The following is a 26,001-nucleotide window of genomic DNA, read 5'->3' on the forward strand; positions in this document are numbered from 1 at the left end:
TATGGGCAAGTACACACTCAACGTGAACGGCGCGTCGCGGACGGTGGAAGTCGAATCCGACACGCCTTTGTTGTGGGTGTTGCGGGATTCGCTGAATCTGACCGGCACCAAGTTCGGCTGCGGCATCGCCCAATGCGGTGCCTGTACCGTGCACGTGAATGGCGTTCCCACGCGCTCGTGTCGAACGCCCATATCGACCGTCGGCACGGCCACCGTCACCACAATCGAAGGCATCGACACACCACAGGCGCGCGCATTGCAAGATGCCTGGTGCGAACTCGATGTCCCGCAGTGTGGGTACTGTCAAGGCGGACAGATCCTGGCGGCCTCCGCGTTACTCAAGGCCAATCCGCGTCCTACCGACGCCGATATCGACACGGCGATGGCAAGAAATCTGTGTCGCTGCGCGTCATACACGCGCATTCGCGCCGGCATCAAGCGCGCCGCCGAGTTGGCCGCGACCGCCACCCCAGCCAAAGGGCAGCGCACATGACACACGACGAGAATGCCGGTACGTCGACGATGGATCGACGCCAGTTCCTCAAGATCAGCGCGCTGGCCGGCGGGGGGTTGCTGGTCGCGAGCGGGTTTGACACGGCAGAGCATAGCGCCATCGCCCAAGCGGCGCCCACGACCGGGCTCGCGCCCGTGGCGGACTTTGCACCGAACGTCTTCGTCAGCATCGCACCGAGCGGCGTGGTCACCCTCATCGCGCCCAATTCGGAGATGGGGCAAGGTATCAAAACGTCGTTGCCGATGATCATCGCCGAAGAGCTCGATGTGAAGTGGGAGCAGGTGACCGTGGTGCAGGGTGACCTGAATCCGGCGTATGGTCGGCAATTCAGCGTCGGGAGCGGATCGACGGTGGCGAACTACGTGGCGATGCGACGCGCCGGCGCGGCCGCTCGTGCGGTGCTCGTCGAAGCCGCGTCGCTCGAATGGAACGTGAACGCGAGCGAATGCACCACGGCGGACGGTGTGGTGACGCACGCGGCATCGAAACGGCAGGCGACGTATGGCGCACTCGCGACCAAGGCCGCGCAGCTACAGGCGCCGGTCAACGTGCCGCTCAAGGATCCAAGCACGTTCAAACTGCTCGGCACCCGGATCGCGGGCGTCGACAATCGTAAAATCGTGAAGGGTGCGCCGCTCTTTGGCATGGATGTCACGCTGCCGGGCATGCTCTACGCGACATACACCAAATGTCCGGTGTTCGGTGGTGACGTGGTGAGTGCGAACCTCGATGCCGTGAAGGCCAAGCCCGGCGTGCGCGATGCGTTCGTGCTGAGTGGAATCGCGGGCCTTCCATCGGGTGTAGCGGTGGTTGCCGATTCCACGTGGAACGCATTCAGCGCAACGAAGGCGTTGAAGGTGCAGTGGAACGAAGGGCCGCAAATATCGCAGAACAGCGCCGAGATGGCCGAGCAAGCCGTTGCACTGGCGAAGGCCCACGCACCGGCATCGCTGCCGTCGGGCGCTCGTGCCGTCGACGCGGTGTATCACTATCCGTTTCTCGCCCACGCCACGCTCGAGCCGCAGAATTGCACCGCGTGGTTCAAAGACGGTGTGATGGAGATGTGGACGCCCACGCAGATTCCGTCGTCGGGCCAGGGTCTTGTGACCCAGGGGCTGGGGCTCGCGGCGAAGGATGTGAAAGTGCACATCACGCGACTGGGCGGTGGGTTCGGCCGACGCGGCAGCAACGAGTTTTCCATCGAAGCGGCGGCGATTGCCAAGAAGCTTGCGGGGACACCCATCAAACTGACGTGGACGCGCGAACAGGATTTTGCGCACGACAACTATCGCTCGAACGGATGGCACTACTTCTCTGCCGGACTCGATGATAAGGGCACCGTGGTCGCGCTGCACGACGCGTTCGTCAAAATGCAGGGCGGACCGGGCGACATGACCGCCACTGGTTTCCCCTTCAATGCGATTCAAGGATCGCAGGTACGATCGGGCAAACTGCGCGGAGGCATTCCCACCGGGTATTGGCGTGCGCCTGGCGACAACGGCAACGTGTGGGCGACGCAGAGCTTCATGGACGAACTCGCGCACGCTGCCGGAAAGGAACCACTCGCGTTTACGCTCGACATGCTGGCCACGGTACCATCCTCGCCGCGCTTTGACGCGAGCAAGATGATGGCCGTGCTGAAGCTCGCCACCGACAAGGCGAACTGGGGACAGCAGCGTCCACGCGGAGAGGGGCAGGGATTCGCCATCTGTTTCGCCAACAACGCGTACGTCGCCATCGTCGCCGATGTCGCGGTGAGTCAGGCGGGCGAACTCAAGATCAAGAAGCTCACCGCCGCGGTCGATGCCGGCACCATCGTGAACTTGAGCGGCGCCGAGGCGCAGGTGCAGGGCTCAATGCTCGATGGCATCAGCGCCGCATGGTTCCAGAAGGTTACGGTCGAGCGTGGCGCGGCGGCGCAGACGAACTTCAACAAGTATCCGATGCTGCGCATGAACCACGCGCCGCCGGTTGTCGAGGTGCATTTCATCACGTCGTCGGCGCCGCCAACGGGTCTGGGTGAACCGGCACTGCCGGCTGCCGCGCCCGCCGTGTGCAATGCGATCTTCGCGGCGACGGGAAAGCGCATTCGTACGCTGCCGATCGCCGACGACACGCTCAAATGGACGTAGCTGGCCTCACGTGCTTGGCGGGCTTTCACGCACGCCAATGAATAACACCTCGCCTCACGATGCGGTGAGCGCGGCACCCGTATCGAACTCAGGTACCGTTGAACCGCTCATCGAGCGTGTTCTGGGCCCGTTTCAACGATTCTTCTCCACGAACGCGTCAGGCGGCTTGCTCCTGCTCGCGACCACTACCGTCGCGCTCGGTTGGGCCAACTCGCCGTGGGCGGAAGTCTATCACCACCTCTGGGAAACGCCGTTCAGCATCGGTACACCGGCGTTCAGTCTCGCGCTGCCGCTGCACGCGTGGGTGAACGATGGGCTGATGGCCATCTTTTTCTTTCTGGTTGGGCTTGAGATCAAGCGTGAGGTGCTCGTTGGTGAGCTCTCGACACGTCGATCCGCAGCGCTACCAGTCGCCGCGGCGCTGGGTGGAATGCTGGTCCCTGCGCTCTTGTACGCGAGCGTGAACGTGGGCCGACCAGGGGCCTCTGGGTGGGGCGTCCCGATGGCCACCGACATTGCCTTCGCGCTTGGTATCCTGGCGCTGCTCGGCAACCGCGTTCCGTCCAGTGTGCGTGTGTTTCTCGCCGCGCTCGCGATCGCCGACGACTTGGGGGCGGTACTCGTCATCGCCGTCTTCTACACGAGCGCCATCGACTGGTCGGCACTCGGTGCGGCAGGCGTCGTGTTGCTGGTACTGATCGGCCTCAACCGCGCCGGTGCACGGCGACCTGCCACGTACGCGCTTCTCGGTGCGGTGCTGTGGTTCTTCATGCTCAAGTCGGGGATCCACGCGACGATCGCTGGCGTCTTGCTCGCCCTCGCCGTGCCGGCACGGACGCGCATTAGCGAAGACGAGTTTCTCGCTTCGGCCGAGGCGAGTCTCGCCGATTTTCGTGCGTCCGACGAAGAAGGCACGACCGTGCTGACCAACCAGGGACACCAGGATGCCCTGCAGTCACTCGAGTCCGCCGCCGACGCCGCGCAGTCTCCCTTGCAGCAGATGGAGCACGCGCTGCACGGCGTCGTGGCCTTTTTCATCATGCCGATCTTTGCGCTCGCGAACGCCGGCGTCTCGCTTGGTGCAGACCTCGGCGCGGCGGCTTCCGACCCAATCGCGATTGGTGTCGTGCTCGGTCTGCTGCTGGGTAAGCCGATCGGGATCACGCTGGCCAGTGTGCTGGCCGTTCGCAGCGGGGCAGCCGACTTGCCGAGCGGCGCATCCTGGGGGCACGTCCACGGTGCGGCATGGCTTGGTGGTATCGGCTTCACGATGTCGCTGTTCATCGCCGGACTCGCGTTCAAATCGGCCGCGCAGCTCGATATTGCCAAGCTGGCGGTGCTTGGCGCGTCGACGCTGGCGGGCGTCGTTGGCTACTCGCTGCTGAGATTGGGGGTTGGCGTGCGTCCGACGGCGGCCGAGCGATGATCGCGACGCGCAGTCGGCCGCTCATCGACGAGCGATGACGCGCCGCGCACAGCGCGGGCTCAACTACTCGTGAGCGACGTACTGCTGCCGTCGTCGTTCGCGCCCGGCGCGTCCGCGTCGTTGTCGAACGGAATTTCGCTGGGTTCAGTCCGGCGTCATTACGAGTGCGAGCAGCCCCAGCAGCGGCGTGGCGATCATGCCACCAAGCCCCCACTTTCCACCGAGCCTCGCCCCGACCAATACCCGGGGGCGATTACCGCCCGCCCCGTACCGCTGGCGTAGCTGGGCCACGTGCACGGAGAGAGCGGCCCGATCTGAGAAATTGAGCGCGACCTGCCCGCTGAGTCCCGTCGAATACGCAATGCCCGGTGAGACGTCGAGACTGACGCTGCGATCGATCCAGTATCGATAGCGAGGACGCACGCCGACACGTTCTTCATCCGGCCTAGTCCCAATGTGATTCGTACGCGATTCGACCCCGCGGGGGGCGTTACGCCGCGGCGGAAATCGTATGCAGCATCGACCATGCTCGCTGGCCGAGGAATTTCGATGCAGTTTGGTACGGAGAAAGGCCGATGAAATCGTTTTCCGGCAAGCCGGGGTCCCAAACACCAGGAGACTCGAATCACATGCCCACACGACTCAGCATGCGTCTGCTGTGCCACGTCCGCTGCATCGGTCTCGCCGCGCTGGCGATCGCGTCAGCCTGCGGATCCCCTCCTGCTGAAAAGGCACCGGCGGAAAAGGCTCCCGCCCAAAACCCTCCAGCGCCCGGCGCGGAAAAAGGGGTCGTCGCGGTCATCGGGACGGGCACGCTGGCCGGAGCCCTTGGGCCGGCGTTGGGTGCCCAAGGCTATCGCGTGATCTACGGCAGCCGTGACCCCGGGCGTGATGTGGTACGAGCGTTGGTGCAGCGATCCGGACCGAAGGCAACGGCGGTCACGCAGCCCGAGGCGGCCGCGCAGGCGCCTGTTGTCGTCCTCGCGGTCCCCGGTGAAGTGGTCGTTGACGTCGCGGGCACGTTGGGTGACCTGAGCGGCAAAGTCGTTATCGACGTGAGTGGCGGTGACAAGAAATTGGCGCCGGATGGCTACCAGGAACTCACATCCGACAGCGCCAAAGCGGAGCGCATTCAGGCCCGGCATCCGACCATGCGCGTGGTCAGAATCAACTTGCCGAACATCGTCTACTTCATGGACCCGCTGGTCACGAAGACGCGCGCCACGGTGTTCGTCGCGGGCAACGATCCAACGGCGCGAGAGACGGTAGCCAACATGATGTTCGATCTCGGCGTCGATCCCTGGGACGCCGGCCCCCTGCGTTTCGCGCGTCTGTTCGACGCGTTCAATACGCTGGCCAATATCCCCGGACAGCAGCGGCGTGCGGAGGGCTATCAGGTGGTGATGATGCCCACCGTGCCCTTCTCCTGTTTCTTCGACATGGTGGATTACTTCAAGTTCGGAGAGCCCGCCGAGCTGAAGCAGCTGCCGAAGTTTCCGCGGCGCGAGCCGGCGCCGACCTGCGAGGAATGGATGCGACGCCTTCCGCCGATGGGGCCACCACCGCAGTGACGATCGATCGTCGTATACCGTCTGCCGTAGGTGCAGGCGATGCGACAGCAACCGAGGCGTCATCATCGACGCTTTCGGCAGTTCGATGTCACGTCGCTTCTCTGCGGGTCGGCAACGATTCTCGATGGCGCGTTGGTGGACCGCTGGAGAGACCATGAGCGTATGAGCTTCGCATGAACATCCATCACCTGAACTGCGGCGTGCTGCATGCACCGCCAAGTCCGCCGGCGGCCTGTCACTGTCTGCTTCTGGAGCACGGCGGCCGCCTCGCCCTCGTCGACACCGGCATCGGCCTGGCGGACATCGCACATCCGGTCGAGCGCATCGGTCAGTCGGCGATTGACGGCGCCGGGTTCCAGTTCCACGAGCATCGCACCGCCGCTCGGCAGATCGAACGACTCGGCTTCAGCACCGCCGCCGTGACCGACATCGTGCTGACGCACGCCGACCCCGATCACGCCGGCGGACTGGCTGATTTTCCGGACGCTGCCGTGCACCTCTCGGCCGAGGAGTTCGCGCAGCTGGGACGCGGAAACTGGCGCTATGCACCGGCACAGTTCGCGCACGAACCACGCTGGGTTACACATGCTGCGGTACCCGACCAGGCGTCGCCAACTCGTTGGTTTGGGCTCGAGGCCCGCGCGTTGCCGTTGGCGCTCGATGTGGAGGCGGTGCTGGTCCCGTTGGTTGGCCACACCGCGGGGCACTGCGGTGTGGCCGTGCACGATGGGAGCCGCTGGCTGTTGCACGTGGGCGACGCGTACTACCTACGGGTTGAACTGTCGACCGACGAACACCCCGTGTCCCAACTGGCGACCATGCGCGCCGAGAACGACAGCCAACGTCGAGCAAGCCTCCACGAACTTCGACGGTTGGCCCGCGATCACGCCAATGAGATCGAGATGTTCGGGTACCACGACCTCACCGAGTTTCCCAACGGCGTTTCAGGCTGATGACATGGCGCGAACGTCCGATGGTGCTGCGCGTGATCACGGGGCCGTTGTGTCTTAGACGGTGAAACCCATCGCGTCATGCACTAGAGCGGCTGCTTCCCACTCCAGCTGTAGTTGAAGCCGATATTGCCGGCGAGGGCCTTGAGAAAATATCCCCCGTCATTGGCGCTCCACGAAGCCGCCCCCGTCGAGATGCGGCCATTCTGGCCGGTGCGCGGCGCCCAGCCGTTATTCCAGCCGGCCACGCCCGTAAAGTTCGGGGTCGTCAGATCCAGGGCCGTGCCGGTGAGGTACGCGCGCGAGAAGTACGTATAGAAGCTGTTGTCGTCGGTGTCACCCGAGATGCCGACGTAGAACGACTTCAGCGTCGCCGGTGCCGTGAAGGTGGTACGAAGCCGCAGGTATCCCGTCGTGGACGCCACCGTGTTCGTCGGCATGGTCAGCGTCTCGAACGCGGGAACCTCCACGTTCGCAATGGACGATACGTAGCCCTGCGACCCACGGGTCAAGAAGGTGGTGCCACTCACCAACTGCGGATCGTAGTAGGTGTAGAACTCATAGAGCTCGCCCGGCTGGCGGCGGTCGTCGGGGAGGCCAAACAGCGTCACCGTGCCGCTCTTCGGCTTGAGGCCATACGCCATCTGATGGCGTGCATCGGCCGTCCGGTACCACATGCTCATATCTCTCGGCGCCTCACCCAGGAACCGCAAGCTGCCGGTCACGGGACTGAACGCCTCCGTGGCGGAGAAGTCCACGGGCGCTGGCGCGATTGGCGAGATGCCGCGGCGGAGCACCATCTTCGTCACGGCCGTATCGGTCTTGCCCAGCACCGCCAACAGCGTCGTGGTCCCGCTCCGAGCATTCAGGTTCGACGACTGATCGCCAGGCCCGTACATATACGCGGAGTTGAACCCCAGGCTGACCCCGGCAATCTGGCCGGCCTGCAGCCCCTTGACCTGTACCGTTGTCGGCGTCTGCGAACTGCACGAGTAGGTCAGAGAGGCCTGCAACTCGTCCACCGTCCCGTAGTAGGCGTACGTTTCGTGCGACGGGGCGTACTCCTCGGTGATCGCCGCCGCGCCCTTGGCGCTGGCGAACTTCATCTCGTAGCTGCTGCCCACCTTCGTGGCCTGTTTCCAGGTACCGGTCGTACCGTCCTGATAGCCCACCCACACGACCGGCGACGTCCCTGCCGTTGCGCACGGGGTAAAGGTCAGCGTCGTGGTCGGACCGGCCGGGGGCGTACCGCCATTCGTCCCGGGATCGGTAATCCCATCGGAACCGCCGCCGCAAGCGGCCAAGGTCAGGAGGCCAAGCGATGTGGCAGCCACGGTGGCGAGGCGCCGGGAGGGCCGCGCGCGCGTATCAGAGAGCGAGAAGAACATGGTTGGTTCGCAGGCGTGGAGTTGCGGGGTACCGGCGCCGAGCGGTGAGCGCCGTTGTGAACGGAAGGGAAGCTCGTTCGCGCAATCATCCACTTCTCACCTCACATCACCGGCGATCACCTGGCTCCACCACCGCCGCCGACGGGGCCTATTCGGTGACCACAACACTCCCGCGTTTTCGCATGGTCTCAACACGTGCGTGCGCCGCGGCGATATCGGTTAGTGTGAAGCGGGAATCAATCAGCGGTGTGAAGCGGCCGTCCGCCGCCATGTCGACCAGGGTGCGCAGGTCGTCCACACACTCTGCTGCGGGGCCAAACACAATACGATGCCGCGACGTGGCGTTCACCCACGGCGCACGGAGCATTTCGGGCAGCGTGGCCAGTACCAGCAGCAGACGCCCGTGTGACGTGAGGGCGCGGCGTACGCGCGAGTACGGCGCGTTGCCCACCGCGTCGGCGATCACGTCGTATCGCTGGCCTTCCCCGGCGAAGTCGACGCGCGTGTAGTCGACCACGTGTACGGCGCCGAGCTGCTGCATCGCCTCAGCATTGGCGCCACTGCACACCGCCGTGACTTCTGCGCCCGCCGCGACGGCGAGTTGCACCATCGCGGAGCCAACGGCGCCCGACGCGCCATTGATCAGGACGCGGTCTCCAGCTCGCAACGCGCCGCGTCGGAAGAAATCGAGCGCCGTGGTGCCGCCAAAGGCGAGTGCTGCCGCGGTCTCGTACGAGAGTGTCGGCGGCTTGCGCACTACCACGGCATCGGCACGCATACAGCGGTACTCCGCGTGAGCGCCCATCGTTGCACCAGAGAAAGCCACGACCGCATCGCCCACGGCAAAGTGGTGTACGGCGGCACCAATCTCGACGACATCGCCAGCCAGTTCACTGCCAAGAATCGGTTGACGCGGTGCGGTCACACCGAACGCAAGCCGCCCGACCACACCGAAACCGTATGGCATGCTATGGCTGCGAATTCTCCAGTCGGCCGACGACACCGTGCTGGCGCGCACGCGAATCAGCACGTCATCCGGGCCGGGAACCGGCTTCGGCCAACTCTCGATCGTGACCACGTCGGGAGGTCCGTATCGCCGGCACACCGCGGCTTTCATCTGTGCGATCATGGCGCCGGAGCAGCCTCGCGAGGCCTCCGACTGAGCGCTTTCGTCACGCCGATCCGAATGGCGTACAGGTCCGCCTTCGAGCGCTTCACGTCAAAACCGAGCGACCCATCAGGTTGGTCCGTCAATCCCCCCTTGATGAGATAGGCCCGCTCGCCGTGGCTCTCATAGCCGACGCCGATGTCAATGCTGGTGCTGCGGTTCACGGGCAACTGCAGACCAATACCGCCACGCCACACCAGACCGTTATCACCAAAGTTCTCGTCGGCGGCCACGAAATCCGGAACGAGGCCGCCGCCGAGTCCACTGACGGTGGCGAAGCGGCTCATGCCCAGGAGTGCGTAGCCGTATGTCCGGACTCGGCCGAGCGGCACGGAGAGCTGGGGCCCAAGTGCCAACGAGAAGATCCCGTTGGCCGTGGTCACGTTCACGGCCACGCGACAGTGCGGCGCCGTGCCCAGACAGCTGCGCTGGCTCTCGTGTCCGTAGTTGAGCCACCCACCTTGCAAGCGCAGCGAGGCCAAGCCGTATCGGTCGAGCCGCAGCAACACGTGGGCCTGCCCACCCGCCGCGTTGTTCACGTTTCGTTTGAAAGCGCCGACCGGTTGGCCGACATCGGCGGCGAGCCCAACGTGCCAACGGGGAATGCGCACGGCGTTGGTGTCGGACGAGGGCGATGTCTGCTGCCCGGAGGCGAGGGGCGCCACCGCAATCAGCCCGGCGAGGGCGGCCAGGACATAACGCATAAGGAATGGGAAAGAGGGGGAACGCAAACTTACAGTGTATGTTGAAACGTACGCCGTAAGTTTGCCTCGGTCAAGTGCGTCCGTCTGCTTGCCTTACACTGTCAGTCCCGGTAGTGTGTCTCGCATGCCCCCCGCTCGACGCGCGCCACTGAGTCGCGACCGCATTCTGCACGCCGCCATCAAGCTCGCAGACCGGCACGGTCTCGAGGCGCTCTCCATGCGCAAACTCGCCACGACGCTCAAGGTCGAAGCGATGTCGCTCTACAATCACGTCGCGAACAAAGACGAACTGCTCGATGGCATGGTCGATGTCGTGATTGGAGAAATCACGCGGCCGACGCGCGGCGGCGACTGGAAAGCCGCCATGCGTGCGCGCGCCACATCGGCGCTGGCGGTGATGACGGCACATCCGTGGGCACCAATGCTCGTCGTGTCACGCATCAGCGTTGGCCCCAACATGCTCGGCTACATCGACGCCACGCTCGCCACGCTGCGCGAGGCGGGGTTGCCGTGGTTCGAGACGGATCGCGCGTGGAACGCCATAGACAACTACATCTATGGGTTCGCGTTGCAGCAGCAGAACTTTCCCGTGAACCCTGACGAATACGCGTCAGCGGCGGCGGCCTACCTGCCCATGTTGCCCGCCGATGTGTACCCCTACATGCACGAACTCTCGGCGCGTGTGGCCGATGGTTCGCACGACGGGACACTCGATTTTGGGTTTGGGCTGGAACTGATTCTCGATGGATTGGAGCGGCTCCGGAATACACGCGAGTAGGCGCGTCCTCGCCGGCTGGCGAGCTCGCCGCGACGTCGCACGAGTATCGTCCGACGCCGGGCCAGCGCAGCGCGCGCGAACTGGTGACGGAAATCGCGTCTCGCGCGGTGCGTTTCTCGCCAACCTCGTGCTCTCCGGCGGCGCGATGTATCGGATGCAGCTGTTCCTTCACCTCAAGGCGTGCGGACTCCCGCTGACGTCGGCCAATCTCTGGACGGGACAAGACGCTCCGCCGGCTTGAGCGCGCGTGGATGGACTTGCGCGCGGGCACGATCGTCTGCAACGCTTCGCCGAGCACGGCTGCATCCGATCGGATGTTCTGGTCTCTCTCATTGCCGACGATGATCATGCGAATTCCATCGGTCGCGAGCGTGCGGTCCGCGCTCTTGGTGCTCATCGGGTTCATCGCTCCTGTGGCCGGCGCACAGAGTGCGGGCGTCGACGCCCCGCGCGAGATCTACGCCACGCGGCGCGATGAGTACACGGCAGAAGCGCGCGAACTCAGAGCCACGAGCGGGCGCGTCACGCGTCGCGCCGGCAAGCTGGTCATTCGGCTCGCCTCGGGCCGAATCGTCACCTTAGCAGATACGCTGGCGAACGCTGATCACTTTCATCGCTTCGTGTATCTGAAATTTCTGCCCGCGCGAGCCGTCCACGTCGTCGCCACGTCCTTCTACGAAGGAGGCACCTACCACGTGATTCACGATCGAAGCGGACAGGACGTGACCGTGCCGGCTGAACCGCTCTGGTCACCTGACAGCGCACACTTTGCGATCGCATCGAGTGACCTTGAAGCGGGATACTCTCCGAATGTCCTGGAGCTTTGGCGCGTCGATGGGCGCGGTCTCACACGCGCATACGTCCTGGATGGCGGGGATCAGTGGGGGCCCGAGGAGGTCAGGTGGCTTTCGCGAGATCGGCTGTCCTTCGTCCGCATGACCTTGCGCGCTCGAGATGGGCAAACGCGCGTGCCGCCCCAACAGCTTCAGTTCACGCAAGGGCGATGGGTCCTGCGCGCGTCCGGTCGCTGATGGATTGCATGTCACTCGAACACTACGAAGTACGTGAAACGATCGTGGAAACACGACCGGTAGCCGGCGTACGGGTGCAGGTACCGCGTGGTCGTGTCGGGCAGGAGTTCGGGCGGCACTTGGATCAGGTGTATGCGGCGGCGCGAGAGGGCGCGGTGCTCCTCGACGGGCAGAACATCTTCATCTATCGCGACGCGACCGACGAGGAGTTCACGGTCGATTTCTGTGTAGGCGCGACGGCGCGATTCGCGGCGGTGGGTGTGGTCCTGCCGTTGGAGACACCGCGTGGCGTCGCCGCGATGACGACGCATCACGGCGACTACAGTGGGCTCGGGCGCGCGCATGCCGCGATTCTCGCGTGGTGCCGAGCACACGATCGTGCGCTCGCGGGGCCATCATGGGAAGTGTACGGCCATTGGCATGCTGACCCGGCGCAGCTGCGCACGGACGTGTACTATCTGTTGACGGTACCCGGCACCGAGGCCGGACCGTAGTTCTCTACGGGCGTTCGTGCGGCCATACGCCGCAGTACCGGGCCAACAGACGTGATAATGCGTTCCTTCTTTGTGCGTACCGCAATGCTGCTTGGCTTGGCGTCAGGGACCGCCGCAGCACAGCCCGCGCGAGAGAGATCTTTGGATCTGTCGATTGGCGCGGCCGGCGTGGTGGGGGGAGCGAGCAGAACGTATCGCTCGAGTCTCGGCGGGGCACTGGATGCCATGTTCAGTGCGCCGGTCGGCAGGCACCTGCGATTGGGCGCGTCGTGGTCGGCGCAGTCCGGGCTTCAGAACACCGACGAGTGCACCGTGATCGATCCGGGTTCACTCCCCAGCCGATGTCTGGTCGCGTTGCCGCTCGTGACGTCCTGGACCGCGCTAGTCAGTCGCGACTGGCATCTGCATCGCGCGTTGTCGCTGCGTGCCTCGGGAGGACCGAGCCTCGTGAGTGTCTATCGACGGACTACGTCACCGTACTCGTGGTCATCGATGGGTGGTGTGACCGGCCGCCTCGATTTCATTGTCGGAGGGCCTGCCAACGTCGTGGCGTCGATCCGTGGTGCCCTCGTGCCGGCATTGCCCAATAACGCCAGTGGCACGTTCGCGTTCGGACTCGGCATCGGACTTCACTAGGGCGCCTTTCCGCTCCCGTCGATGGGTATGCGGCAACGTCCCCAGGAATGGACTCGCGCGACTCCTTTCGAGCGGTACATTCACCCGATGACACGACCCTACTTCACAGCGGCTGCCCTCGCGCTGCTTGTGGCTTCGTCGCTCGCGGCCCAGGTGGCACCATCCCCATGGCCCACCTCGACCCCGTCGAAGGTCGGCCTCAACCCCGCTGTCCTCGACAGTCTCGACGCCGAGATCACGGCCGGGAAGTACGGTAACATCGACCGCCTGCTCGTGATCCGTCGCGGCCAGATCGCGATGGACAAGACGTATCCGCGCGACTACGACCGCATCTACGGCGATTCGTCGCGCTCCAGCTCCGCGCTCAATAACTCGCACGACCCCACCGGTCCGTTCAACTACTTCAACCCATGGTGGCATCCGACCTATCGTCGGGGCACGCTCCACACGCTGCAGTCGGTATCCAAGACGGTGGCTTCGGCGGTCATCGGCGTGGCGGTCACTCGTGGCGACTTTCCCGACCTCGATACGCCGATCCTCAAGTATTGGGATACCACGGCTGTGGCGAATCTTGATGAGCGCAAGCGGCGCATCACCATTCGCCACCTGCTCACGATGACGGGCGGATTCGACTGGAACGAGAGCGTGCCGTACAGCGATCCGCGTAACACGGCCGGCCCGCTCGAAGCCAGCCCGGACTGGGTCAAGTTCACCATCGACCGGCCGATGATGCGCGAGCCCGGCACCCAGTTCAACTACAGCAGCGGCGAGAGCGCTCTGCTCGCGCACATCTTCTTCCGCGCAACCGGCGTGGACATCGAGGAGTACGCCGCGCGCTATCTCTTCGCGCCGCTCGGCATTACCGACTGGCACTGGAAGCGCACACCGTCGGGCACCATCGACACCGAGGGTGGCCTGTATCTCGAAGCGCGCGACCTGGCGCGGATCTGGCAGCTCTGGCTGCAGGGCGGTCGCTGGAAGGGCACGCCAATCGTGTCGGAACGCTGGGTGCGCGAATCGGTCACGCCGCAGGTCGCCACCAGCGCCCGCGCCGGTGCGCCACGCTACGGATACAAGTGGTGGCTGTACACCAATCCAGTAAAGCCGGACGCCCTGATCTGGGCCGGCTCGGGCTTCGGCGGACAGTTCCCGATGGCGTTTCCAGACCAGGACATGGTGGTGGTCATCAACGCGTGGAACATCAGCGGCGGGCCAACACTGCCGCTGCGCGCTGTGCAGGAGCGCCTGATCAAAGCGGCGAAGTAGTCGATGCGGAGCAGAGAACGATGACGTCAAAGGTGGCTGGTGGTGAGTCCGTGCGGTCCGTCGCGGGCAACGACGCCGTTTCACTCGTGACCTAACTGTTGGAGGACATGATCATGCCAACGCTTTACTCGCCATCCGCGCGTGCGCTTCAGGATCGTTTCGACTCTCGCCGACTTGCGGATCGCCTCGAGAAAGTGAAGGTGCACGACTCGATCACCGTCGACGATCGCGCGTTCATCGAACAGCAGGACATGTGCTTCATGGCGACGGTCGATCCGCAGGGCCAGCCCACCTGTTCGTACAAGGGTGGCGCCCCGGGATTTGTCGTCGTGCTAGACGAACACACGCTTGCGATGCCGAACTATGACGGCAACGGGATGTACCTCTCGATGGGGAACGTCGAAGCCACGGAGCGTGTGGGGCTGCTTTTCATCGACTTTGTGGCGCAGCGTCGCATCCGCGTCGAGGGCGCGGCCGAGTTGCGCCACGATGATGCGCTGCTGCGTCGGTATCCCGGTGCTCAATTCATGCTCTACCTGCACGTCGAGCGGGTGTATCCGAATTGCGGACGATACATTCACCAGATGGCGCGCGTGGAACCGTCGGCCTTCGTTCCCGACGAGCACGGTGCCGCGCCGGTGCCCGGCTGGAAGCGCACGGACTGGGCGCGCGACGTACTTCCGGCACCCACAACACCGCCACGAGCGGAAGACCGGTAGCCTCCTGAAATGATTCGTCCTTTCCTGATCGCCCTCGCCGCTTTGGCGTTATCGGGCCGACCCATTACGCCGCCGCTGCGCGCCGCGCTTCCCCTCGCGCAGCTGGAGGACTATCGCCGGCCCGCCGGGACGCGCGTCGCGGACACGCTCAACGCATCCTTCAGTATTCGCGAGGTGCGCTGGCGACCCGAGGGGGCGAGTGGCGCCGAGCTCAGCGCCTTTGCGTTCGTCGAAGACGGGAAGCTGGGCAAGGTACCCGGGCCATTGCTGCGCGCCCCTGCCGGCACCACGATGCGGGTGACGCTGCACAACACGCTCGGCGTGCAGCTCATCGTCTTTGGGTTGCACGATCGCGCGGCTGGCCGCGGCATGGATTCCGTTACCCTCGCGCCCGGCGCACACGTGACCGTCGCGTTTCTGGCGTCGACCGCCGGCACCTACTACTACTGGGCGCGAGTCCGCCCAACGGTGCAGCACCCGACCGCACCGGTGCCGGATGACTGGCCGAGTGGAGAGAAGGGAGAGGGACCGTTGGTGGGTGCACTGGTCGTGGACGCTGCCGGCACCGTGCCGCCGCGTGGCGAGCGGATTCTGCTGATCAGCCGTTGGCTCGACGACGACGATGCGCGGGTCCATCACGATCCCGCGTTCAGGATGATGATCAACGGCGCGAGCTGGCCTCACACGGAGCGGCTGGGCTACACCGTGGGTGACACCGTGCGGTGGCGCATCATCAACGCCAACGCTGCGGCGCATCCGCTGCATCTGCATGGGTTCTACTTCACGGTCACGGCGCGCGGTGACGGCCAGCTCGACACGCTGTATGCCGACGGGCAGCAACGCCGCGTCGTGACGGAATTGCTCCCGCTCAACGGCACGATGGCGATGACGTGGGTGCCGGAACGTCCCGGCAACTGGTTGTTCCATTGTCATCTCGTGCGGCACATGGCGTTGGTGCAGAGTATCGCGCCGCGCATCGCGCCGCGCGGCGGTTCGGACGAGTCCGCGCACACGGCGTCGTCGGTGCATCACGCCGAAGAAAACATGGCGGGTTTGGTGATGGGCGTGCAGGTCACCCCGCGCGCTGGCGCGACGGCCGCGCGAGCGCTGGCGTTGGCCTCGGGCCGCAATCCTGGTGCGCCGGCGGTGCGGTCGCTTCGCGTGGTCGCGACGCAGCGGGCGAATGTGTTTGGCTCGTCGCCGGGGCATTCGTTCGTGTGGCAGCGCGGCAGCGTGGCGCCCGCGCGCGATTCGATGCAGTTCCCCGGCTCCACGCTCGTGCTGCATCGTGGAGAGCCGACGGCGATCACGGTGGTGAATGGTCTCTCCTCGCCGCTCGCGGTGCACTGGCATGGCATGGAAATCGAGAGCTGGTTCGATGGCGTGGGCGGATGGAGTGGTGCCGGTCGCAGTGTGCGGCCTCCCATCGCACCGGGGGACTCATTCGTGGTGCGACTGACCGCCGCCCGCGCCGGCACCTTCATCTACCATACGCACGACGAAGCCGGCAGCGAACTCTCGACGGGATTGTACGGCGCGCTGATCGTGGAGGAGCCCAACGCGCCGCGCGATACGACGCGTGATCACGTGATCGTGATGGGGATACTGGGCCATGCCGCGACCGGGTCGTTGGCGATCAATGGACGCACTGACGGAGCGCCGCTTACGCTCTCACCGGGAACGCATCGGCTCCGGTTTGTCAGCATACCGGTCGACGAGCAGATTCGCGTCGCGTTCCTGCGGGATTCGACGGTGCAGCGGTGGCGTTCCCTTGCCACCGATGGCGCCGAATTGCCGGCGGCGCAGCAAGTACAGAGCGCAGCGCGGCGCACGGTAAGTGCGGGGCAGACGTTCGACGTCGAGGTCATGATCCCCGCCGATGCGCCGGCCAACTACGCTCTGCGCTTCACGACCGTCTGGTATCCGACTGATGTGCGTGGAGCGCAACCCGCGCCGGTACTGCGCGTGCCGATTGTCGTGCGAGAGCCGTGACGGTGATGTCGGCACCGCGACGATCTCCGCCGCCGGCGGTGCGCGTCGACGCCGTAGACGTGGTTCGCGGCATCATCATGATCGTGATGGCGCTCGACCACACCCGGGACTTTTTCGGCATGCCCGGGGCACAGCCGACCAACCTGGCGACGACGACGGTCGCGCTGTTCGCCACGCGCTGGATCACGTACTTCTGTGCGCCCGTCTTCTTCCTGCTGACCGGCGTTGGTGCCAGACTCTCGCTCGGCAAGAAGACCAAGGGTGAACTGACGCGATTCCTGCTCACGCGCGGGATCTGGCTGATTGTCGTCGAGCTGGTGGTCGCGCGGTGTCTGGCGTACCAGTTCAACGTGGACTATCGCGTCACCATGCTGTTGGTGCTATGGGCGCTCGGCTGGGCGATGATCGCGTTGGCCGCGCTGATTCGGCTTCCGGTTCGCGCGATTCTCGCGGTGGGGCTGCTCATGATCGTGGGGCACAACCTGCTGGATGGAGTGCAGCTCGCGAGCGCGATGTGGACGATCCTGCACGTGCCGGGATTTCTGGTGAACAGACCAGACTTCACGGTTTTTGTCGCCTATCCCCTGATTCCGTGGATTGGTGTGACGGCGGTCGGATATTGCTTGGGATGGGTCTACGACTGGGAGCCGGACCGTCGCCGCATGTTTCTGGTGCGCCTAGGTGTCGCGCTGACAGCGGCGTTCGTCGCGCTCCGATGGCTCAATGGGTACGGTGACGCGGTGCGATGGAGTGTGCAACCGACAGTGATCTTCACCGCGCTGTCGTTTCTGAACACATCCAAGTATCCACCGTCGCTGCTGTTCCTGCTGATGACGCTTGGCCCTGCGTTGTTGCTGCTGCGGGCGGCGGATCACGCCACGCCGACCTGGCTGCGGCCAGCCCTGGTGATCGGGCGCGTGCCACTGTTCTACTATCTGCTGCACTTCATGCTGATTCATGCGCTCGCCGTCATTCTGTGTATTGCGCGATACGGTTCGGCCCATTGGATGTTCGCGTCCCCCGATCTTGGCAATTATCCATTTACCGCGCCACCGGGCTGGGGATACGCATTGCCCGTCGTGTACGTCGTGTGGGCGGCCGTCGTGCTGGTGATGTATCCGTTGTGCCGATGGTTCGCGGCCGTGAAGCAGCGACGCCACGACGTGTGGCTGAGCTACCTGTAGCACCGACCCGCGCCCAGGCATTTCCCAGAGAGGAGTTCGTCCGGTGAGCTATATCGCCAAGACTTTCAACGTGATGATCGCGTCGCCGGGGGATGTCGCCTCGGAGCGGGCGATCGTGCGCGATGTCGTGTACGAATGGAACGCGGTGCATTCGAGCATCCGCAAGATCGTGCTGCTGCCGATCGGCTGGGAATCACATGCCTCACCGGAGATGGGGGCGACGGCACAGGACATCATCAACCATCAGGTGCTGCAGAAATGCGACTTGCTGATCGGCGTGTTCTGGACGCGCATCGGCACCGCGACGGACGACTACTCGAGCGGCACCGTGGAAGAGATCGAACGCCACATCGATGCCGGTCGTCCAGCCATGCTGTACTTCTCGAGTCAGCCGGTGGCGCTCGACACGGTCGACATGGCGCAGGTGGAGAAGCTGAAAGAGTTCAAGGCATCGTGCCGGACACGGGGCTTGTACGAGGGGTACGACAGCCATTCAGACTTCAAGGCCACGCTCTATCACCACCTGCAGCTGAAGGTGAATGAGCATCCGCTGTTCCGGCTCGAAGCGTCGCTGGAGCACGGCGACGTCGTCGAATCGACGACGGAACTCCCGCGGCTCTCCCCGGAAGCGCGCACGCTGTTGAAGGAAGCGAGCATGGATCCCCAAGGGATGATCATGCATCTGCGTTTCGGTGGCGGGGCGGAGCTGCAGGCGAACGGCAACAACCTGCTGACGTCGAACGACCGGCGCGACGTGGCGAAGTGGGAAGAGTCGTTGGAGGAGCTGGTGCGCCTGGAGCTGATCCTCGCGCGCGGAGAGGCGCGCGAGGTGTATGAGGTGTCCAATCTCGGGTATCAGATCGCGGACATGATCACGTTGTAGCGATCAACGGGGTTCAGGGTGCTATGGCTTCGCGTGCGTGTCTTTGTCGGAGATCGTGCCGACTTCATCTTCCGGGTGATGATGTCGCGCGACGTCCTTCTCCAGGCGATTGCGATCGCTGGCTTTGTCGGCGTCGTCGTGCTGAATGCGCCCCTCGAACAGCCGATCCTTTCCGACATCGTCGTGCTCCCGAATCTTCGCGGGGTCGTGCCCCGCATGCTTCTTCGAGTCCGCTGACGCACCGTCGGCTTTCGCCTCATCGGCGGCGTGGTCGAGCTTCTTGTCGCTCGCGTCGTGCGTGTACCCGCTGGGTTCGTTCGCCATGATCTGTGCTCGTTGGTGAGAGGGAATTGCGAGCAGTGAGACCCCACTCCCTTGAAACGTTCCGAGCAGGCAAGTTCTACCGTTCCCGTATCCGCTTTCAAACTCAGAGGCTCAGCAATGGCGTTCGCCCGCGGCACGTTCGACATCACGAGAGCACCACACCCCATGGCGATCGCGGCGGAGGGATCACGCCTCGCCCGGTTCTCGCTCGACAAACAGTACCACGGAGACCTCGAGGCGACCGCGATCGGCGAAATGCTGGCCGCCGGAAGCAGCGAGCCGAACTCGGCGGCCTACGTCGCGGTCGAAGAAGTGAAAGGCACGCTGCACGGGCTGCAGGGCACGTTCAATCTGCAGCACGCCGGGACGATGACGCGTGGTGTTGGCACGCTCTCGGTGACGGTCGTGCCCGACTCCGGCACCGAACAGCTGCGCGGTCTGACAGGAACGCTGGCGATCATCATGGATGGTAAGCAGCACGCGTATGAGTTCGAGTATTCGCTACCCGCTTCGCATTGATGCGCCACGCCCTGAGGTCATGCTGACATCGCGCGAAGCCGGCTCTTCCGGCATTCGGTGGCGTATCGTCGCCCTGCTCGTGCTCGCCAGCTTTGTCGCCTATCTGCTGCGCAGCAATCTGTCGGTTGCCGGCGAGCGCATGATCGTCGATCTCGGACTCTCGAAGGTGCAGCTGGGCGCCGTCCTCGCGGCGTTCGCGTGGGGATACGCGATTTTCCAGTTCCCCGGCGGCATCTGGGGCGATCGCGTCGGGAGCCGGAAGGCGATCGCGATCCTGGCGGTGGGCTGGGGTGTGGTGAACCTGGCGGTGGGCTTCACGCCGAGCACGTCGGTTGCGTCGCCGATGGTCGTCATCGCGTCGCTCATGACGCTGCGTTTCCTGATGGGTGTATTGCAGGCTCCGCTCGTCGTCTTCGGCGGCACGATCGCCAGTTGGTTTCCCGTGACCGGCTGGGCGGTCCCGAACGGATGGGTGAATGTCGGGCTGACGTTCGGCGCGGCCGCGACCGGACCCCTGATCACGTGGCTGGTTTCCACGGTGGGATGGCGCGGGTCGTTCATGGCGACCGCGCCGCTCGGCCTCATGCTCGCGGGGATATGGTGGTGGTATGTTCGCGACACACCGGCGGAGCATGCGGGCGTGCGTCAGGCCGAACTCGAACTCATCACCGGCGATCGACCAGCTGAGCGTCCGCGATCAGAGCCCGGCGCGTGGAAGCGGGTGCTGCGCAACCGACAGGTCGTGTTGCTTTCCCTCGGCTACTTCTGCAGCAACTATCTCTTCTACTTCTTCTTCAACTGGCTGTACATCTACCTGATCGAGTCGCGCAAGTTCACGATGCTCGAGGGCGGATGGTACGCCTCGGCGCCGTGGATTACGGGCGCGATCGGCGCCGGTATCGGCGCGTATCTGTGCGATGGATTGTCGAAGCGCATTGGTAAACGACGCGGCATGCGGACCATCGGCGCGACCGGACTCACACTGGCCGCCGGCCTGATGCTACTGGCGGCGAACGCGCAGAGCGCGTACGTCTGCGTGCTCTTTCTTTCGCTCTGCCTCGCCTGCCAGCAGCTGACCGAAGGTGCCTACTGGGCGGCGACCATTTCTGTCGCGGAAGCGGACGCCGCCACGGCGTGCGGCGTGCTCAATACCGGTGGCAACGTGGTCGGCGGCATCGGTGCGTTGATGGTCCCGCTCATGGTGGAGTCGCTTGGCTGGCCCGCAGCGCTCGCCGCCGCCTCGGTGTTTGCACTGCTCGGCGCAGGGCTCTGGTTCCTGATAGACGCCGACGCTCCCTAGCGCAGGTTCGCAATCGTGCCTGAACCCGTGGTCGGGGATCGAGTAATCCCCCAACTTCGGCGTCGGATGTGCGCTCTCCTTATTTTTGGACGAGAAATTCGCATGTGCCATGCAACACTATCGTCATCGGAATCATGACGCTTCGCTCGGTGCTGTCGCTCATCCTCTCGCTCTGTCTGGCGCAGGCCACATTCACGCCGGCCGCGTTCGCGCAGTCGCCTGCCAACGGCGTCACGCTCTTCGGCAAAGTTCAGGACGCCCAGACCAAGGCGGCGTTGCCGTTTCTGACGCTCCAGATGCAAACGGAGAAGGACAGCGCATTCGTGAGCGGACGGCTTACGAACGAGCAGGGCGCGTTCACGTTCACGGGGCTCAAGAAGGGCACCTACGTGCTGGTCGTTCGCTCGATTGGCTACCAGCCCATCCGTCAACGGGTGCTGATCGGTGAACTGAGCGCGTTCCTCGACCTCGGGGCCATCCTGATGGTCAAAGAGGTCCGCGTGCTCGGCGATGTCAAAGTGACCGCGAATGCCGACGCGGTGGCCGGCACCATGGACAAGAAGACGTTCACGGTCTCCGACAACATCAGTCAGTCGGGTGGTTCGGTGTTGCAGGCGATGTCCACCTTGCCGGGTGTGACGGTGGCGCAGGACGGCAAGGTGCAGGTCCGCGGCAGTGACAAGGTGGTGGTGCTGATCGACGGCAAGCAGACCGCGCTCACCGGCTTCGGATCACAGAACGGACTGGACAATCTCCCGGCGTCGGCCCTCGAGCGTATCGAGATCATCAACAACCCCTCGGCCAAGTTCGACGCGAATGCCAGCGCCGGTATCATCAACCTGATTTTCAAGAAGCAGGAGCAGGAAGGATTCAACGGCAAGATCGGCGTGATGGGCGGCGCGGGTGCGTTGTGGGTAAAGAAGGAGAACCTGCCCACCATTCGGCCGCAGTATCAGGGCACCCCGAAGTTCAATCCGTCGGTTGCCGTGAACTATCGCAAGGGCGCCACCAACAGCTTTCTGCAGGCCGATTGGCTGTACTCGCCCACGCTGAACAAGAACGAGTTCTCGACGCGCACGTACGACGACGGCACGGTGATCATTCAGCAGATCAAGCGTAACCGGCGCACCGACTATGCGACGCTCAACGGCGGAGTCGACCACACGTTCGATGAGCGCAACACGTTCAGCGTGTCCGGGCTGTTCAACCGTGAGAAGATTCTCGACAACGGCGACAATCCGTACTTCAGCGGCACGCTGCAGAATCGGTACCGGCTGTGGCAGTTCCTTGAAGACGAAGTGAAGTACACGGCGTTCGGCTCGGCGGTGCTCACGCACAAGTTTCAGGAGCCGGGACACTCACTCGTGTTCACCAGCAACTACTCGTTTCATCGGGAAGACGAGAAGTACTTCTTCACGAACACCGTACCGAGTTTCGTCGGCACGGATGCGTTCAAGTTGCTGTCGGACGAGCACGTGGTGGACTTCAACGCCGACTACACGAAGCCGCTGAAGCAGGGGCGCGTGGAGGCCGGCTTCAAGGGGCGGTACCGTTCGATCCCGGTGAACATGCAGTTCTTCGCCGGCCGGAACTCACCGCTCGACACCGGTGCCGGTGGGTGGGCCACCTATCGCGAGACGATTCCCGCACTCTACGGCACCTATGTGTTCGAGAGTCAGCGCGTTGAGCTCGAGGGTGGAGTCCGGTTCGAGCAGGTGCAGGTGGACTACGATGTGAACCCCGATCACAACACCTACAAGAGTGATGGATATCGGTACTTCCAGCCATTTCCGAATGTGCGCGCGGCCTACAAGTTCGACGACGCGAACAAGCTGTCGCTGTTCTTCAACCGGCGCGTCGATCGCCCCAACGAAGTCGACATCCGCATCTTCCCCAAGTACGACGAGCCGGAGCTGATCAAGGTCGGCAACCCCGCGTTGCAGCCGCAGTACTCCACGTCGTCCGAGCTGGGCTACAAAACCAGCTGGTCGAAGGGCAGCGTGTACGCCTCGGCGTATCATCGTATCGTTGACGGCACCATCACCCGCATCGCCACGCAGGCGCCCGGCAGCGTGCTGCTGTACAACGTCTTCCAGAATGGTGGACGCAGCCGGAGCACGGGTACGGAGGTGGTGTGGCAGCAGACGATCTCGCGGCGTCTGTCACTGAGCGCCAATGCCAACGCGTTTCGCCGAAACATCGACGCCTTCGCGGTTGTCAATCAGTATCCGGTCCCGGTATTGTATGCGGCGGAACGTCAAACGCTCACGTCGGGAAACGGCAAGCTGAACGCGACGATCAAGCTGCCGCATGATTGGCAGACGCAGATCTCCCAAGTCTATCTCGCTCCCGATCTCTTGCCGCAGGGACGCATCGGGAGCCGCTATTCGCTCGATCTCGGCATGAAGAAGAGCGTCCAGCAGGGCCGCGGCGAGATCGTGGTGAATGCGACCGACCTGTTGAACACCATGCAGGCCGAGCGCACTATCCGCGGGACGAACTTTCGCCTGGTGAGCACGGACTACCTGGAGACGCAGGTGGTCCGGGTGGGCTACAGCTGGAAGTTCTAGTAGCCTCGAGACACTACACACCCAGTCGCCGCAGTTCCTGCGCCCGCACGCGGCTGACCGCGAGTAGCTCGCCGCCGCGCAATTCGGCGACCATGCCGCCCTTGCCATGGCTGCGAAAGGCGAGCACGTGGTCGAGATTCACGAGATGGGCGCGATGAATGCGCACGAAGCGCTTGGGGTCGAGTTGCGCTTCGAGCCGTGCGAGCGAGAGTGACAGCACGTGGCGACCACGCTCGACGTGCGCGATCACGTAATCTCCATCGGCCTCGAACCAGCGCACATCCGACACCGGCAGCGGTACGATGGCGCTTCCAGTGCGGATGAAGAGCCGCCGAAGCGGCCCCTTGCCGAGGATTTCGCCAAGCCGATCTCCGGGGCTATCGGCCGAGGGTTCGCCCAACGCGACACGAACTCGATCGAGCGTCGCGGTGAGTCGCGCGGCGCCGAATGGCTTCAGCAGGTAGTCTACCGCGCCAAGTTCGAACGCCGTGACGGCGTGCTCCGCATACGCCGTCGTGAAGACGGCGAAGGGATTCTTGGTGAGGCGCCCGAGCACCTCGGTCCCGAGCAGTCCAGGCATCTGGATATCGAGGAAGACGAGCTCGGGTTGCAGCCGTTCGATCGTCTCGATCGCCGCGAGTCCGTGCGCCGCCTCACCGACTACGTCGATCCAGTCGAAGGCGCCGAGCATGCGTCGGAGTCCAGCGCGGGCGATGGCCTCGTCGTCGGCGATCACTACCCGGATGCGACGGTCGATGCTCATGCGACATCGTCCGCATCGTCAGCAGGCAAGGACACGCGCGCGGTGAAGCCTGCTCCAGGACGACTCTCACACGTCAGTGCGGCGCGTGAGCCGTACAGCGCATCGAGCCGTTCGCGCAGCCTGCGCAGTCCGGTGCGGCCGCTGTCCGGGGGTGCCGACAAATCTGCGCCGGCACCATCGTCTGCCACGGTCAGCGTAAGCGTCGTGCCGTTCCGCTGCGCTGACACCGTGATCTTCGTGGGGTCCACGCGCGACGCGGCTCCGTGCCGGACGGCGTTCTCGACCAGCGTTTGCAGTGCGAACGCCGGTACGAACAGCGCAGACGCCTCCTGCGGTACGTCCCACTGCACCACGAGTCGCTCGCCAAATCGTACCTGTTCGAGTTCCACGTACCGCGATACGAACGCGCGCTCTTCCTGGAGTGTGACGCGATCACGGTTCTCCTCGAGCACGGTGCGCAGCAGCGCAGCTAACCGCTCGGCACTGTCAGCCGCAAGATCGGGCGCCACCGGGATCAGGTGAACGACACTGTGCAGCGCGTTGAAGAGGAAATGCGGATTGAGTTGGCCGCGCAGCGCCGCGAGTTGCGCGCGCACGGCAGCCGCCTCGGCGTGCGCCGCGCGGTCCGTCGCCTGCACGGCGTACGACACGCCGGCCACCGCCACATACAGCCAGACACCGAGCAGGAGAAACGGGGCCACCAAGGGCGGTGCGGTCAGCACGATGGCGCCGCGCGCGATGCTCTCCACAATGTTCGAAAGCACCACCCAGGCGACGGAGAACCCGATGGCCGCGCACACCTGCAACAGGATGAATCCGGGTCGGACCGGTCGAGGCCACGGCGTGCGCCCCACGAAGCGCAGTACGACCACACCAAGCAGCGCCGCGCCAACGATGGCCCTGGTCGAGACGACGAGCGCGCGCGCCAGCGGGACACCGTGCACCACGGACATCGTAGCCGCATAGAGCGCGAGCACGGGCAGCCAGCCGATCGCCAGCTGGAGCGAGAACCAGCCGCGCGCGCGGTAGGTGTCGGCGCGCGCGGGCGCAGCGGCCGTCATCGCGGCGCGGTCGCCGCGACGCGACGGGCGGTCATCCGGAGAACGGCCGTCTCCCACGACTTCTCCCCGTTCGTGGAGCGGTCGGCCTGATACTTGAAGCTCGTGGGTGTGATGTCGTAGAAGCGCACCCGCTGAACATACGCAGAACCATCGGCGTCGCGACCCGCGCTGCGGATCTGCATCTCGCCGTTCGCCCACGTGGCGGTCGCGGGAGTGAAGCGCGCCCGATACACATCGAGCGACATCTGCGACCACACGCGTTGCGCGGCATCGAAGAGGCGCGTGGTGCGCAGGAAGGCATTGGGATTGCCGGAGCCGTCCACAATGCGGAGTTCGTCCTCGATGCCGAAGCCATCCATCGCACGCCACGCCTTCCAGACGGCGCTCAACTTGGGCACCCCATGGATGCGGGTGGCGAGGGTGGTGGCCTTGGGCGTCACCGTGACCTCCCACTGTCCGATCAGAAAGTCAAACTGGGTCGCCTCGCGTGGTGCCGCCGAGAGCGTGCGGGGTGCGGCTCCGCCTGGGGCTCCGCCACCGTGTTGTGCGAACGACGGCGAGGCGAGCACGACGAGCGAAACGAGGGCGGCGGCGAAAGGGCGCATCATACATGGCTCCGGGCGAATGG

At 64.6% G+C, this 26,001-nt stretch carries 25 protein-coding genes; 17 read left to right on the forward strand and 8 right to left on the reverse strand.

The features are described 5' to 3' along the window. Window position 1: 1 nt before the first annotated feature. The 3 genes from HKW67_RS17465 to nhaA are packed head-to-tail and all read left to right on the forward strand — an operon-like array spanning window position 2 to window position 4,072. On the forward strand, window positions 2–493 hold the full coding sequence (locus tag HKW67_RS17465; protein WP_171226609.1) for a (2Fe-2S)-binding protein: 492 nt from the start codon (window positions 2–4) through the stop codon (window positions 491–493). Next, window positions 490–2,646, forward strand: coding sequence for a xanthine dehydrogenase family protein molybdopterin-binding subunit (locus tag HKW67_RS17470; protein ID WP_171226610.1), 2,157 nt, complete (start codon window positions 490–492; stop codon window positions 2,644–2,646). Before HKW67_RS17465 ends, HKW67_RS17470 begins: the two co-directional genes overlap by 4 nt. A gap of 37 nt (window positions 2,647–2,683) precedes the next feature. Continuing rightward, window positions 2,684–4,072: a Na+/H+ antiporter NhaA gene (nhaA, locus tag HKW67_RS17475; protein ID WP_171226611.1), complete on the forward strand. Its 1,389-nt coding sequence runs from the start codon at window positions 2,684–2,686 to the stop codon at window positions 4,070–4,072. Between the two features lie 144 nt (window positions 4,073–4,216). Here the strand turns inward: nhaA and HKW67_RS17480 are convergent, their stop codons facing one another. Further along, a complete protein-coding gene (locus HKW67_RS17480; RefSeq protein ID WP_171226612.1) occupies window positions 4,217–4,495 on the reverse strand; it encodes a hypothetical protein in 279 nt (92 codons plus the stop codon). A 206-nt stretch (window positions 4,496–4,701) separates the two neighbouring features. Between HKW67_RS17480 and HKW67_RS17485 the strand changes: the two genes are divergently transcribed. Continuing rightward, complete coding sequence (locus HKW67_RS17485; protein ID WP_171226613.1) at window positions 4,702–5,643, forward strand: NADPH-dependent F420 reductase; 942 nt, start codon at window positions 4,702–4,704, stop codon at window positions 5,641–5,643. Between the two features lie 173 nt (window positions 5,644–5,816). Next, window positions 5,817–6,596 carry an MBL fold metallo-hydrolase gene (locus HKW67_RS17490; protein ID WP_171226614.1) on the forward strand — a complete coding sequence of 260 codons (780 nt, stop codon included), beginning with the start codon at window positions 5,817–5,819 and terminating at the stop codon, window positions 6,594–6,596. An 83-nt stretch (window positions 6,597–6,679) separates the two neighbouring features. Here the strand turns inward: HKW67_RS17490 and HKW67_RS17495 are convergent, their stop codons facing one another. The 3 genes from HKW67_RS17495 to HKW67_RS17505 form a co-directional block, all read right to left on the reverse strand. After that, on the reverse strand, window positions 6,680–7,927 hold the full coding sequence (locus HKW67_RS17495; RefSeq protein WP_171226615.1) for a hypothetical protein: 1,248 nt from the start codon (window positions 7,925–7,927) through the stop codon (window positions 6,680–6,682). A gap of 202 nt (window positions 7,928–8,129) precedes the next feature. Next, a complete protein-coding gene (locus HKW67_RS17500; protein WP_206044475.1) occupies window positions 8,130–9,110 on the reverse strand; it encodes an NAD(P)-dependent alcohol dehydrogenase in 981 nt (326 codons plus the stop codon). Further along, window positions 9,107–9,853 carry a hypothetical protein gene (locus HKW67_RS17505; protein ID WP_171226616.1) on the reverse strand — a complete coding sequence of 249 codons (747 nt, stop codon included), beginning with the start codon at window positions 9,851–9,853 and terminating at the stop codon, window positions 9,107–9,109. The genes HKW67_RS17500 and HKW67_RS17505 overlap by 4 nt, the downstream gene beginning before the upstream one ends. A 124-nt stretch (window positions 9,854–9,977) precedes the next feature. On the opposite strand from HKW67_RS17505, the gene HKW67_RS17510 reads away from it, so the two are divergent. The 9 genes from HKW67_RS17510 to HKW67_RS17550 all read left to right on the forward strand — a co-directional run bounded on the left by HKW67_RS17510 (window position 9,978) and on the right by HKW67_RS17550 (window position 18,836). Beyond that, window positions 9,978–10,631, forward strand: a complete 654-nt coding sequence (locus HKW67_RS17510) for a TetR/AcrR family transcriptional regulator (RefSeq protein ID WP_171226617.1) — start codon at window positions 9,978–9,980, stop codon at window positions 10,629–10,631. Between the two features lie 347 nt (window positions 10,632–10,978). Then, entirely contained in the window at window positions 10,979–11,662 is a 684-nt protein-coding gene (locus HKW67_RS17515) for a hypothetical protein (RefSeq protein WP_171226618.1), read from the forward strand. Between the two features lie 8 nt (window positions 11,663–11,670). Beyond that, window positions 11,671–12,156 carry a GyrI-like domain-containing protein gene (locus HKW67_RS17520; protein ID WP_171226619.1) on the forward strand — a complete coding sequence of 162 codons (486 nt, stop codon included), beginning with the start codon at window positions 11,671–11,673 and terminating at the stop codon, window positions 12,154–12,156. 141 nt (window positions 12,157–12,297) lie between these two features. After that, window positions 12,298–12,792: a hypothetical protein gene (locus tag HKW67_RS17525; RefSeq protein ID WP_171226620.1), complete on the forward strand. Its 495-nt coding sequence runs from the start codon at window positions 12,298–12,300 to the stop codon at window positions 12,790–12,792. Between the two features lie 87 nt (window positions 12,793–12,879). Beyond that, window positions 12,880–14,058, forward strand: coding sequence for a serine hydrolase domain-containing protein (locus tag HKW67_RS17530; RefSeq protein ID WP_171226621.1), 1,179 nt, complete (start codon window positions 12,880–12,882; stop codon window positions 14,056–14,058). 113 nt (window positions 14,059–14,171) lie between these two features. Then, the gene (locus HKW67_RS17535; protein WP_206044476.1) at window positions 14,172–14,777 is read left to right on the forward strand and encodes a pyridoxamine 5'-phosphate oxidase family protein; all 606 of its coding nucleotides are present in this window, start codon (window positions 14,172–14,174) and stop codon (window positions 14,775–14,777) included. Between the two features lie 9 nt (window positions 14,778–14,786). Continuing rightward, on the forward strand, window positions 14,787–16,769 hold the full coding sequence (locus tag HKW67_RS17540) for a multicopper oxidase domain-containing protein (RefSeq protein WP_171226623.1): 1,983 nt from the start codon (window positions 14,787–14,789) through the stop codon (window positions 16,767–16,769). Window positions 16,770–16,774: 5 nt separating this feature from the next. Next, on the forward strand, window positions 16,775–17,953 hold the full coding sequence (locus tag HKW67_RS17545) for an acetyltransferase domain-containing protein (RefSeq protein WP_171227723.1): 1,179 nt from the start codon (window positions 16,775–16,777) through the stop codon (window positions 17,951–17,953). A 43-nt stretch (window positions 17,954–17,996) separates the two neighbouring features. Further along, window positions 17,997–18,836 carry a DUF4062 domain-containing protein gene (locus HKW67_RS17550; RefSeq protein WP_171226624.1) on the forward strand — a complete coding sequence of 280 codons (840 nt, stop codon included), beginning with the start codon at window positions 17,997–17,999 and terminating at the stop codon, window positions 18,834–18,836. Window positions 18,837–18,857: 21 nt separating this feature from the next. Here the strand turns inward: HKW67_RS17550 and HKW67_RS17555 are convergent, their stop codons facing one another. Beyond that, window positions 18,858–19,160 carry a hypothetical protein gene (locus tag HKW67_RS17555; protein ID WP_171226625.1) on the reverse strand — a complete coding sequence of 101 codons (303 nt, stop codon included), beginning with the start codon at window positions 19,158–19,160 and terminating at the stop codon, window positions 18,858–18,860. Window positions 19,161–19,277: 117 nt separating this feature from the next. Between HKW67_RS17555 and HKW67_RS17560 the strand changes: the two genes are divergently transcribed. From HKW67_RS17560 to HKW67_RS17570, 3 genes are all read left to right on the forward strand, one after another. Continuing rightward, the gene (locus HKW67_RS17560) at window positions 19,278–19,679 is read left to right on the forward strand and encodes a DUF3224 domain-containing protein (protein WP_171226626.1); all 402 of its coding nucleotides are present in this window, start codon (window positions 19,278–19,280) and stop codon (window positions 19,677–19,679) included. Continuing rightward, the gene (locus HKW67_RS17565; RefSeq protein WP_171226627.1) at window positions 19,645–20,979 is read left to right on the forward strand and encodes an MFS transporter; all 1,335 of its coding nucleotides are present in this window, start codon (window positions 19,645–19,647) and stop codon (window positions 20,977–20,979) included. The genes HKW67_RS17560 and HKW67_RS17565 overlap by 35 nt, the downstream gene beginning before the upstream one ends. 134 nt (window positions 20,980–21,113) lie before the next feature. Then, a complete protein-coding gene (locus HKW67_RS17570) occupies window positions 21,114–23,549 on the forward strand; it encodes a TonB-dependent receptor (protein WP_171226628.1) in 2,436 nt (811 codons plus the stop codon). Between the two features lie 13 nt (window positions 23,550–23,562). On the opposite strand, the gene HKW67_RS17575 is transcribed toward HKW67_RS17570, so the two are convergent. Genes HKW67_RS17575 through HKW67_RS17585 form a run of 3 tightly spaced genes read right to left on the reverse strand, consistent with a single transcriptional unit; the run spans window position 23,563 to window position 25,981 of the window. Beyond that, window positions 23,563–24,312, reverse strand: coding sequence for a LytR/AlgR family response regulator transcription factor (locus HKW67_RS17575; protein WP_171226629.1), 750 nt, complete (start codon window positions 24,310–24,312; stop codon window positions 23,563–23,565). Further along, entirely contained in the window at window positions 24,309–25,430 is a 1,122-nt protein-coding gene (locus HKW67_RS17580) for a sensor histidine kinase (protein ID WP_171226630.1), read from the reverse strand. Before HKW67_RS17580 ends, HKW67_RS17575 begins: the two co-directional genes overlap by 4 nt. Beyond that, window positions 25,370–25,981 carry a hypothetical protein gene (locus tag HKW67_RS17585; RefSeq protein ID WP_171226631.1) on the reverse strand — a complete coding sequence of 204 codons (612 nt, stop codon included), beginning with the start codon at window positions 25,979–25,981 and terminating at the stop codon, window positions 25,370–25,372. Before HKW67_RS17585 ends, HKW67_RS17580 begins: the two co-directional genes overlap by 61 nt. Between the last annotated feature and the right edge of the window lie 20 nt (window positions 25,982–26,001).

It is taken from the genome of Gemmatimonas groenlandica (assembly GCF_013004105.1).
Lineage (GTDB): Bacteria > Gemmatimonadota > Gemmatimonadetes > Gemmatimonadales > Gemmatimonadaceae > Gemmatimonas > Gemmatimonas groenlandica.